The 11,747-nt window shown below is 41.5% G+C and carries 8 protein-coding genes; 7 read left to right on the top strand and 1 reads right to left on the bottom strand.

The features are described 5' to 3' along the window. Positions 1-8 precede the first annotated feature (8 nt). From AC2VOY_RS02695 to AC2VOY_RS02685, 3 genes are all read left to right on the top strand, one after another. Positions 9-1,283, top strand: a complete 1,275-nt coding sequence (locus AC2VOY_RS02695; protein ID WP_491832102.1) for a DUF4056 domain-containing protein — start codon at positions 9-11, stop codon at positions 1,281-1,283. A gap of 155 nt (positions 1,284-1,438) precedes the next feature. Next, positions 1,439-2,566: an NADH-dependent flavin oxidoreductase gene (locus AC2VOY_RS02690; protein ID WP_491832101.1), complete on the top strand. Its 1,128-nt coding sequence runs from the start codon at positions 1,439-1,441 to the stop codon at positions 2,564-2,566. 136 nt (positions 2,567-2,702) lie between these two features. Further along, the gene (locus tag AC2VOY_RS02685) at positions 2,703-3,422 is read left to right on the top strand and encodes a hypothetical protein (RefSeq protein WP_491832100.1); all 720 of its coding nucleotides are present in this window, start codon (positions 2,703-2,705) and stop codon (positions 3,420-3,422) included. A gap of 85 nt (positions 3,423-3,507) precedes the next feature. Here AC2VOY_RS02685 and AC2VOY_RS02680 read toward each other — a convergent pair whose 3' ends face one another. Further along, entirely contained in the window at positions 3,508-4,056 is a 549-nt protein-coding gene (locus tag AC2VOY_RS02680) for a cytochrome P460 family protein (protein ID WP_491832099.1), read from the bottom strand. A 609-nt stretch (positions 4,057-4,665) separates the two neighbouring features. On the opposite strand from AC2VOY_RS02680, the gene tig reads away from it, so the two are divergent. The 4 genes from tig (at position 4,666) to AC2VOY_RS02660 (ending at position 11,747) form a co-directional block, all read left to right on the top strand. Beyond that, positions 4,666-5,976: a trigger factor gene (tig, locus tag AC2VOY_RS02675; protein WP_491832098.1), complete on the top strand. Its 1,311-nt coding sequence runs from the start codon at positions 4,666-4,668 to the stop codon at positions 5,974-5,976. 337 nt (positions 5,977-6,313) lie between these two features. Continuing rightward, complete coding sequence (clpP, locus tag AC2VOY_RS02670) at positions 6,314-6,949, top strand: ATP-dependent Clp endopeptidase proteolytic subunit ClpP (protein WP_491832097.1); 636 nt, start codon at positions 6,314-6,316, stop codon at positions 6,947-6,949. Between the two features lie 142 nt (positions 6,950-7,091). Next, positions 7,092-8,381: an ATP-dependent protease ATP-binding subunit ClpX gene (gene clpX / locus AC2VOY_RS02665; protein ID WP_491832096.1), complete on the top strand. Its 1,290-nt coding sequence runs from the start codon at positions 7,092-7,094 to the stop codon at positions 8,379-8,381. A gap of 207 nt (positions 8,382-8,588) precedes the next feature. Next, positions 8,589-11,747: a hypothetical protein gene (locus tag AC2VOY_RS02660; RefSeq protein WP_491832095.1), complete on the top strand. Its 3,159-nt coding sequence runs from the start codon at positions 8,589-8,591 to the stop codon at positions 11,745-11,747.

Genomic DNA, 11,747 nt, shown 5'->3' with positions numbered 1-11,747 from the left:
ATATAAATATGACGACGATGAAAAAATTAAATTTGCTTGCCAAAGCTAGTGTCTTCATTGGCTTTAGCGCTTTGCTTGGCGCTTGTTCGAGTTCTCAATGGGATACGCTGCAAACACCGGACGACACCAGTGTTTATCAGATGCTGCAAACCCCTGGTTTGTCTGAGAAGGCAAATTTATTTTTGATGAAAGAGGGCAATATTGATTTGCCTAAAAGTGTTCGTCCATGTTGTGCCTTTGGCAATGAACAATCGGTTGAAGTTGTGAACGTAAAACTGCCTTTGTTTCAATTGCCCAATACTGTCGACCTAGAAAGTATTGGCCCACATATTTATGGCGCCGGTCAATTTGATGCACGTAAACCTGCGGGTAAAGCATTCCCGAAAATTGAAAATAATGGCGTCATGTATACGGTGCGTGGTGGCTTTATTGATTTGGCCCACGTGCGTGATACAGCGGATAACACTATAGGGCTTTTTTATGCTATTTATCCGCAGCTTGGACAAGACTTTCATATTGATCTAAGTTCTGAGCTTGGCGCGCGGAAAATTGAATTTAAAGCCTTTGATACGGCCGATCTCAATGTCAAAGAACGCAAACAACTTTCGATAGAACTTGCTGCTTTTTACGCATTTAAAATGGCGCAAGGGCATGAGATTTCACAGTGGCATGGTTTTGAAAGCTTTCCATTGTTCTCTGAGCTTGTTTCAGCATATTCCATCGAAGATTTGTATTCGAATATGCTTGGGGCAAAACTAGCGGCGAAACTCTTAACCGATGATTTAGCCACTTCGTTTGATGACTATAACCAAAACATGACGATTTGGATTCATAGCGCGCTAAAAGTATTAGGGCCGTACGAGAAAAAACAAACGGCAACTTTATTTAAAGCCGTTGATGGCTCTTGGTGGGATTCAAGTACGCCTATCCCTAATAAATACATGGTGCTTAAGCGTAATTATAATTTAACGACGACTCAAACGCCGGCCTTGATTAAACTTGATGAACTCGATAGTGAGCATAAAGAGTTGGCGGCACCTTTGTTGCGCCCAAACACTAAGCCACAAGTTTTGTCTTTAAGTGAGCAAAGCGCAGGGATTAAGTTCTCGGATATTTCAAAAATGACGATGCATATTAATAACAAATATCTCAAGTCATTTGCTCATGTTCCTGAAAGCCTATATCCAAATCAAGAGCTTAATGCGAAAGATTATGATGCGGTTGCGCAATATGATAAAGCTTTTGATAAGACAGAATATCAAGAATGGCTGAGTGATAAATAAATATCAACAGTTATGAAAGCAGATCTCTTTGTAGATATGCACCACAAGCACTTTAGCTATGAGTAAAATTCCTTTTATTCATCTAAGTGCTTTTTGCATAATAGGGCTATCCCAATTGTCTTGGGGCCGATTGCAATATAACACTAAGGCTAGACATGAAAAATTATCAACAAGAATTCGTATTTGAAAATGGCCAAAAGCTAAAAAATAAAATCGTTATGGCGCCGATGACCACTTGGTCTGGTGATGACGAAGGTTACCTTAGCCAAGATGAAATCGCTTATTATCGCGCACGTAGCACAGGTGTGGGTATGGTGATCACGGCAACGACTTATACAGTTCCAAGTGGTAAAGGCTTTGCAGGGCAATTTTATGCAGGTAGTCCAAGCCATCATGCGCAGCTTAAAACATTAGCAGATGCAATTAAACATAATGGCGCCAAAGCTGTGCTACAAATTTTCCATGCTGGCCGTGCAAGCTCAAGTGCATTACTTGCCGATGCTGACGTGGTGAGTGCATCTGATGTTGCTGCGCTACGCCCAGATAGCGAAAAGCCGCGTCCGTTGACCAATGCAGAAATTGATGAAATCATACAATCTTTTGCGAGCACGACGAAGGCTGCGATTGAGGCTGGTTTTGATGGCGTTGAAATTCACGGTGCCAATACCTACCTGATCCAGCAATTCTTCTCCCCACACTCAAATCGTCGTGATGATTTTTGGGGTGGTGATGTGAAAGCGCGTATGCGTTTCCCGCTCGCAATTATTGATGCTGTGCAGCAAACTGTGCAACAAGCCATTGATGAAGGCAAAACCACACCAAGTTTTCTTGTTGGGTATCGCTTCTCACCTGAAGAGCTTGAAAACCCAGGTATCACTTTAGATGATACGCTCACACTGTTAGATGTATTAGCCGATAAACCACTGGATTATCTGCATATTTCTTTACGTCATTATGCGCAAGAAGTACAACGTGATGAGTCAGATAAACGCATTACGCTTAAAGCTGTAGCAGATAAAATTGCCGGACGTATGCCACTTATCGGTGTAGGCACTGTTGTAACTGAATCAGACGTTATTAAGGCGCAAGAACTGGGCGCAGATTTAGTCGCTGTTGGTAAGCCGCTTATCTATGATCACAAATGGTATGAAAAAACCGTTGCGGGTGAAGTTGTGATTGAAGGTTTAACGACACAATATCAAGCTGATGCTTTGATCCCAGAGCCATTGCATCAAACGCTACATGCAATTAAAGACTTTATGGGCGTGAAAGTTATTGACTAACTAAGTTAGTGCGATAAAAGCACAGCATAAAGACTAATCAACCTACAAGGACTCATACTCTTTGTAGGTTTTTTTTTGTCGAAAAAATAAGCGTGAATGCGTATAATAAATGAGAATTTATTGCATGAAGGTCATTATGAGATTGAAATTATCGACAAGTATCGCGCTTTTATCTTTTAGTTTATTAACTGCCTGTTCAACGACAAGCATGGTGCCAACCTCGTCAACCGTGTTTATTGGCCACACCTGGTATGATGATTATTGGGATTACTGGGGCTATGATTCGCACCCATGTTGCCATCATCATGATGACTTTGAGGATTCGGTTGAGCGCTGGTGGGATAGCCTAAACCAAGATGAAAGAGATCATGTTCGTGATGAACTCAATGACTGGCTTGATGAAGATAAGCCTGATTTTTCGGGTATTGAAAATGCCTTGCAGCGTCAATGGGAGAGCCTTCCAAAAGATAAGCAGCAAGAAATTATCGAAAAAGGCCAAAAGCTTCATGATGCAGGTAAGATAATGCCGGTAGCAGGGGCTGCGCCTTTAGCTGGCAAGGTGAGTGGTGTTGAATTAAGTGATGCACAAAAAGCTAATCTTTCAAATGCTGCACAAGCTAAATATGATTCGCTCACACCAGAGCAACAAGCCGCGGCAAAACAGAAAATTCAATCAATTGATGCAAGTAAAATCAATAAAAGTGCGGTGCAACATAAAGTTCAAAACATGCCTGCTGCGCAAAAAACACAATTGCGAAATCGCGCGCAGCAAATGAAGCAGCAGCGTCCAAATATTAACCGACGTCCCGTACATATTCAAAAACCTGCGGCGATTCGCAGTCGTTTGGGGCGATAAATCGGTAAAGACCTTAGCGTCACTTGGTTGTATTTAGGACGCTAAGGTGCTTATATCGCCTGCCTGGCGGTTTCATGTTTAATCCTTATTTAGCTAAGGTCGGGTAAGCTTCAGTATAAATCCAATCATTATTTTTCGCTGGGATGTGACAGCCTAAGCAATCATTTCTATAGTTTGTGGAAAGGTTGGTTTTATCATCACCGGGTTTAAATAAAGCCCAGCCCCAACCTTCCCCCCAGTTGTCATTCTTGCCTTCAAAGCGCTTGGTTGAATCTTTTACCATAACAAAGGTTTGCTTTACCTTATCATTTGCAAACGAGACATTTGCGCCAGTGGTGTAACTCCCTGAGCTTGCATGGCGCAATTCTTTTATCATCACTGCGCCATCTGGAAATTTTCCGGTTTCACGATAAGCATCCACAGCTTCTTTATTTAAATAAACATCATGAAAGCCACTCGCATCCCCAGTCGGGACAAACCAAGACCCTAAGTGCGTCATATTTTTACGAAAGTCTTCAGGCAGTGTAATCTTACCATCGGCATCAACAACAGCTGAGAAGCTTTCCTCTGCGGCCACTGTGCTTGCCATACAGGCAAAACCAGATAGCAAAACGATGTTGATTAATTTATTCATGTGAGCTCCTTGCAATGTAGTCAAGCTACATTTTATTCCAGTGATTGTTGCTTTATTTTTAGCGGAGCGTGTTTGCTTGATGCTGGTTTATCAACCCCGCTAATACGCATCAAATTAACATATAAGGTATAGAAAAATAGAGCCTGCACATGAGCCTTGTTGAGGATATTGAAAGTAATCACACTTTCGTCGGGGGGATAGTCCATTTTGTGACTTTGTTTGTTTTTTGAACGTTATTTGCTCGGGTGTTACATTTAAATTGAGGGATAGGGGCGGATTGATGCGGATGTATTTGTTTTTAAAAAGCATAAATATATGCAAAACTTTTGCTTTATGCCTTGAAATAAGAAAATGCGTCCCCATTTGTTAGAAATAGAGATTAATCATAGCTATTTACGGTGTTGATAATTTCAACTAATGAGTGTGTTTTGCGCGTTTTTAACACGATTTTTCGTTTAAGCAATCTATTTGCCTTATTTTTGTGTTTAATTGCTGCAAAAATGCACCAGAATTTCTGACTTGGCTCGACAGACTTGTATCATCTCGCTAAAATGTCGCGTCTATATATAATGCTCAGATCCGCTGAGCAAGTTTTGAGGTTTATTTATAATGCAAGCTACTGTTGAAACACTTGAAGGCCTACAGCGCCGTCTAACTATTACTGTTCCTGCAAACAACATCGAAGATGCTGTGACTAAAGAACTACGTAACATCGCAAAAAACCGTCGTTTTGATGGCTTCCGTAAAGGGAAAGTGCCACTAAAAATGGTTGAGAGCATGTATGGTCAAGGTGTTCGTCAAGAAGTGATGGGCGAAGTGATGCACCGTCACTATGTTGAAACTATCATCGAGCAAAAAATCAACCCAGCAAGCGCACCAACGTTTGAACCTGTTGAAATCGAAAAAGGTAAAGACCTAGTTTTCAACGCAACATTCGAAGTTTACCCTGAAATCGAAATCAAAGGCCTTGAAAACATCGAAGTTGAAAAACCACAAGTTGAAGTGCAAGACAAAGACGTTGAAGAGATGATTGAAACGCTACGTAAGCAACAATCAACTTGGAGCGAAGCAGAAGGCGAAGTTGCAAGCGATTCACGCGCAACTATCGATTTCGTTGGTTCTATCGACGGTGAAGAATTTGAAGGCGGCAAAGCTGACAACTTCCCTCTAGAAATGGGCCAAGGTCGCATGATCCCTGGTTTCGAAGACGGTATCCTAGGTAAAAAAGCAGGTGACGAATTCACTATTGAAGTGAACTTCCCTGAAGATTACCACGCTGAAAACCTAAAAGGTAAGACTGCGTCGTTTGCAATTAAACTAAACAAAGTTGAAACACGTGAACTACCAGAAATGAACGACGAGTTCGTTGCTAAATTTGGTATCCAAGAAGGCGGTATCGACGCTCTGAAAGCTGAAGTTCGCAAAAATATGCAACGTGAGCTTAAGCAAGCAGTTAAAACTCGCATCAAAGACCAAGCAATCGACGGTCTAGTAAAAGAAAACGAGTTTGACGTTCCAACTGGTCTTATCGATCAAGAAATCGGTGTACTACGTCAACAAGCTGCACAACGTTTCGGTGGCAACCCTGAAATGGCTGAGCAACTTCCACGCGAAATGTTCGAAGAGCAAGCAGTTCGTCGCGTAAAAGTTGGTCTACTTCTAGGTGAAGTAATCAAGTCTGAAGAGCTAAAAGTTGACGAAGAGCGCGTAAAAGCACTTATCGAAGAAATGGCTACAGCGTACGAAGATCCTTCTGAGTTCATCGCATACCACGAAGAAAACGAAGAGATGAAAAACAACGTACGTAACCTAGCACTAGAAGAGCAAGCAATTGACGCGATTCTAGCAAAAGCAAAAGTTTCTGAAAAAGCAGTTGAATTCAACGCTCTTATGAACCAACAACAAATGCCACAAGCTTAATTTTTAGCTTGCATTTGGTTCAAATAGATTAGCTTATGGCCCGTATGTCGCAGACCTCGGGCCATATTTTTAGTTAAAAAAATGCTTTTGACACAAATTTAGTAAATAGTCACAGGTTTCAGCTAATTAACTATTGAAACTGACCAAAAACAAACGTATAACAAATCAGGTTGTTTTCATTTCTTGAAGATTCAGCCGCAGTCGATATAACTCAAAGGTTTCATAAACGTCTTAAGTTCGAAAGACTTTTGAGTCATTTTGATTGAATTTCAACTCGTTACATAGCCTTTAGGTGCAATCCTTCTGCTTATGTGACATGTAATAGGGAAAGCAAATTATGAGCTATCAGCCAAACAATTCAATGTCTAGTATGCCAGGGATCACCGATGCACTTGTACCTATGGTGGTTGAGCAAACATCGCGTGGCGAGCGTTCATTTGACATCTACTCGCGTCTTTTAAAAGAGCGTGTTATTTTCCTAACCGGTCAAGTTGAAGATAACATGGCAAACTTGATTGTTGCTCAGCTTCTGTTTTTAGAATCAGAGAGCCCAGAGAAAGACATCTATTTATATATCAACTCACCAGGCGGCAGCGTGACAGCAGGGATGTCAATTTATGACACGATGCAGTTTATCAAGCCAAATGTGAGCACTGTATGTATGGGTCAAGCTTGTTCTATGGGGGCATTCTTACTTGCTGGTGGCGCTGAAGGTAAACGCTATTGCTTACCGAACTCTCGCGTGATGATCCACCAACCGCTAGGCGGCTTCCAAGGTCAAGCGTCAGATATTCAAATTCATGCGCAAGAAATTTTAACCATTAAGCAGCGTCTCAATGGTTTACTTGCAGAGCACACAGGTCAGCCGCTTGAAGTCATTGAGCGTGACACTGATCGTGATAACTTTATGTCAGCACAACAAGCAAAAGAATATGGCCTTGTTGACGATATTCTAGAAAAACGCCCAGCTTAATTAATTCTAACGTGCTCATCACTGAATGAGCAGTAGATTGCTATCAAGCAAATAGGCGAATGATAAACAAATCAGCCAAACGAAGCATTTTAGGTTGATTTGTTGTAGACTGATATAAAAGTACAAAGCTAGAGGTTAGCGAATGACAGATAAAAGCAAAGAGGGCGGTAGCTCAAAATTACTCTACTGTTCTTTCTGCGGGAAAAGCCAGCACGAGGTTCGTAAACTCATTGCAGGTCCTTCCGTATACGTATGTGACGAATGTGTTGATTTATGTAATGACATTATTCGTGAAGAAGTAAAAGAGGCTATTCCTCAAAAAGACGCACAAGAAGCACTGCCAACACCAATGCAAATTCGTGAGCACTTAGATGACTATGTTATCGGCCAAGACTTTGCTAAAAAAGTGCTTTCTGTAGCGGTATATAACCACTATAAACGTCTGCGTAATGGCGATAAAACCAAAGATGGCGTCGAGCTTGGTAAGAGTAATATCTTGCTGATTGGTCCAACTGGTAGTGGTAAAACACTGCTTGCAGAAACCCTTGCTCGCTTCTTGGATGTACCGTTTACGATGGCGGATGCAACGACATTAACCGAAGCAGGTTATGTGGGTGAAGATGTTGAAAACATCATCCAAAAATTGCTGCAAAAATGTGATTATGATGTGGCGAAAGCGGAGCGCGGAATTGTCTATATCGATGAAATCGATAAGATCTCACGTAAAGCTGAAAACCCATCAATTACCCGTGATGTGTCAGGTGAAGGTGTGCAGCAAGCACTCTTGAAACTGGTTGAAGGGACTGTTGCTTCTGTGCCGCCGCAAGGTGGTCGTAAGCATCCTCAACAAGAGTTTTTACAGGTTGATACCTCTAAGATCTTGTTCATCTGTGGTGGTGCATTTGCAGGGCTTGATAAAGTCATTGAGCAGCGCACAGCAACCGGCGCAGGCATTGGCTTTGGCGCAGAAGTTCGCGGCAAAGATGATACTGAGTCGATTAGTGAACTGTTCCAAAAAGTTGAGCCAGAAGATTTGGTTAAATATGGCCTGATCCCTGAGTTTATTGGTCGTTTACCTGTGACCACAACACTAACCGAGCTTGATGAAGATGCACTGATGCAAATTCTACGCGAGCCAAAAAATGCGTTAACTAAGCAATATGGCGCATTGTTTGATATCGAAGGTGTGGAACTTGAGTTCCGTGAAGATGCACTGCGTGCGATTGCGAAAAAAGCAATGGAACGCAAAACTGGTGCACGTGGCCTACGCTCAATTTTGGAATCAGTGCTACTTGATACCATGTATGAGTTGCCGTCAAAAGATGATGTTGCAAAAGTTGTGATCGATGAAACTGTGATCCAAGGCGAGTCAGAGCCGCTGTTGATTTATCAAAACAACGACGACACGCCAGCACTTTCAAACGAACAATAACTTACTAATTTTCTTTGGAAAAGATAAACCTAACTTCAAATTTTGGAGTTAGGTTTTTTTATGTCTAACATTTTAGTGTTAGCGATCTCTCAGTTTACATATTATGTATCGGGTTTATATCAAATTTTTAACAACCCCAAATCTCGTTTTTTAATAAATATGCTATATCTATTCACCTATTTTCTATGTGGTTAGGTTGCAATGGATATGTCTTACTTTCATTATAATCCGAAGTATTTGGCTGGGATGCTATTTTCGTCACTTCTTTTGACTGCCTGTGGCGGTGGGGGCGGTAGTAGCAGTTCATCACCTGCTCCTGATACAGGTTCAAGTAAACAAATAAGCATTACGGCAAATGATATTTTAGATAATCAAATTCTAAATCAGCAGCTCACAATTGATCTTAGTGATTCCGTGAATACAAGTGATGGCTCTGCATTTGAGTTACAAAGCATTAAGCCACTCTCTTCAAGTTCTCCGGCATGCCAATTGCTCTCGCAAAATAAGACGCAAATTCGGCTTTCAAGTTCAAGCCCTGCAACCTGTGACTATGAATATCAAGTCAAGGCGCAGCAAGGGACACAAACTGCAACCTCAGTTATTCGCGCAAGTTTTAATTCAACCTATGCCCAAAAAACATTTACAACATTATATGAATCAGCCACGAAAGGCGAAGAACTCGCTATCGATCTCTCAAGTCTAATACCAGAAGGTGCTTACCTCAACTATGAGGTCACTATTTTAGGATCAGGTGCCGCTGATGTGGATACCAATGCGCAAACTATCACTTACATAGCTTCAGATACAGATCAAAACCTAGGCTCACATCGTATTTTATACAGTGTGACTTTAGAAAATGGCGATGTTCAATCAGGGGTGATTGTGGTGACAGTTTCTGGTGGTGAGGGAAATACGCCACCAAGTGCACAAGATATTATTTTTGAAAGATTAGTCGGCTCAGGTGAGGTGCTGACCATTGATGTGGCCGACTACGTGTCCGATCCCGATCAAGTGTTAGATGACAACGGCGACTATGTTTCAGGGGATAAATTACAACTGACGGCTGTAGAAGATTTCAATGCCAGTGTTGCCCCTGTAGATAGTGAAAGCTTTGAAAATATGAGCTTTACGTTTGAATCAGATATCCCCGGTGAGCATTTAGTGAGTTATACCGTCTCTGATCACCAAGGCGGCTATGCTACGGGATTGGCAAAGTTTCAAGTCACATCTGATTTTAGTCTGTTGCAAGATTGGCAAGATATAGTGACGACGGATGTCGTCCAAGGCTTAGATATTCGTTTCCTTGCACCTATGTCTCAAGAATTTGCAGATTACTATAATATAGATTACACCCAAGTGGCACATGAAGATGGCATACAAGGTCCATCTGGCGCCACCATAGTGACACAAACATTCCTTCAAGCTGAAAAATATTGCCGTTTGCGTGATGCTCGTTTGCCAACAGTACGAGAGCTAGGCTTATTAGCAGACATTGATAGCGGTGTTTACGCACAAGAAAATTGGCCAGCATCGGTCAGTTTTTGGTCGGCAGAACATGCTTCAGTTACAAGTGCTTATGCGTTACACCTCTTAACCTCAAACCAAGAAGAAGTTGATGCGAGTGAGGATGCTGGTGAGACTGATGCACGCTATACCACATGTGTGGCACTAGAAGATGGGGTGTCAGATTTTACGTTTAATATTGATGATGCCTTGCTTGAAGTGACACCTATGAGCATAACGCCATATCAATTTAATATTAAAACCCGCGTGTATAATCCAGATGGGGAATTAGCGCCATATGAAACTGTGCGTTTTTCTGGTGTGTTAGGCGCAGGCTTTAATAATGACACTCAATTTAACTTTAGCGCGTCAGCGGTAGCAGATAATTTAGATGAAAATGCTGAGATAACGAAAGAATTTCGTTTAGTGAAGGATACTCATGACGCTGTGAACCTTGAATTACCACATAAAAATATCTTTGAAACAAAAATTATTCAAGTTCAAGACTTTGATTCAACCGATATTAGTAATCAAGATCTGTGGCAGCAATCTTTGCTAAAAGGTCAATCTGGTGTGAATGAGTTAGCTGATCTTGGCACGTTACTTGATGGCAATGGCCCGTATATTACAGCGCCAGCAGGTGTAGAAGTAAATGCAGGAACCGAAGATGATCCCATCAGAGATTTAAGCGCAGTGCGCAAGTTTACTGAGGAGCAAAATAATCAAGTTTATTATTTTGATATAGATGGTGAAGCATTCTCTACTTTAGTTATTGATAATGCTCTGGTTATCTCTGTTGGTGAAGGCAGTAGACCGACAGGGTATGCGACAGAAAGAAGGCATTTGACTGGAGCAGAAGAAGGCATTTTGCCCGCATCTGTTGTTGCCAAATTTACTGGCGCAGATTTGCTCCATCTTGAGCATCGAAATTTATTAGATGGTAGTTCAATGGTGGATGTCAATTCAACCAATGAGAACTTACTTACTCGAGCAATTAATTATCAGTCGCTGCATAGAGGGAAAGGTAATAATAATATTTATAATGATTCATGGACGGGAACAGGTTCTGAACGATTAACTGTGGATGCGATTTGTTCATCTGGTGTCGACGATAACCTTGCTGCGAATGTCATTCATGTATGTGGTGCAATGGAGTCATTTAACTGGACGCCTAATATTAATGCAAATGATAATCCAGGCTATGGCTATGCAAGGTATAAGTTCGACGAGGGTGAGATAGGTGAGAATGAAGTATTAAGGCTTGCTCTTCGCCCAAGTGAAGATACTCAAACAATGGCTTCAGATAACATTAATGTCCTCAGTACCTTATATCAACCAGCGTTAATTGGCCATCAAGAAGTGGTGTTTACTATCAATCGAAGCGATACGTTGAATGGAATCGTTAACATAGTATTGCAACAAAAAACACCAGTGCTTCCAAGCATTGAGAATGGCACCTTAGATGATTGTGACCCAACTTACTATGGCGGTACTTGCCAATGGTTTACTGATAATACAGAGCTTACCCATCAAGGCGCAGAAACCGCAGGACTGCCTGATGGGGAAGGTTTATACATTCAAGTGAATAGCCTAGATCAAACCCTAACCTTGCATTCATCGACAGATGAGTTAGTTGAGACTGAAAATGATAGCGTTAGATTAAGTGAGGTGACGTATAAAGTCACCATAGATGATGGTTCTTTGACGCTTGAAACCAGTAATGATGGCGGAGTCAGTTATGATACGCCATATGTTATTGAGCAAACGGATATAGATATAGAAAACATGTACTGGATAAGCTTTGCCGGCGCACAATTTTATACATCAGGCAGTCAGCAAATTACTAATTTTCGCGTGAATTAA

Source organism: Vibrio sp. KMM 9700, from assembly GCF_058545285.1.
The sequence above is the reverse complement of the archived record's forward strand: the minus strand, read 5'-3'. Positions and strand labels throughout refer to the sequence as shown.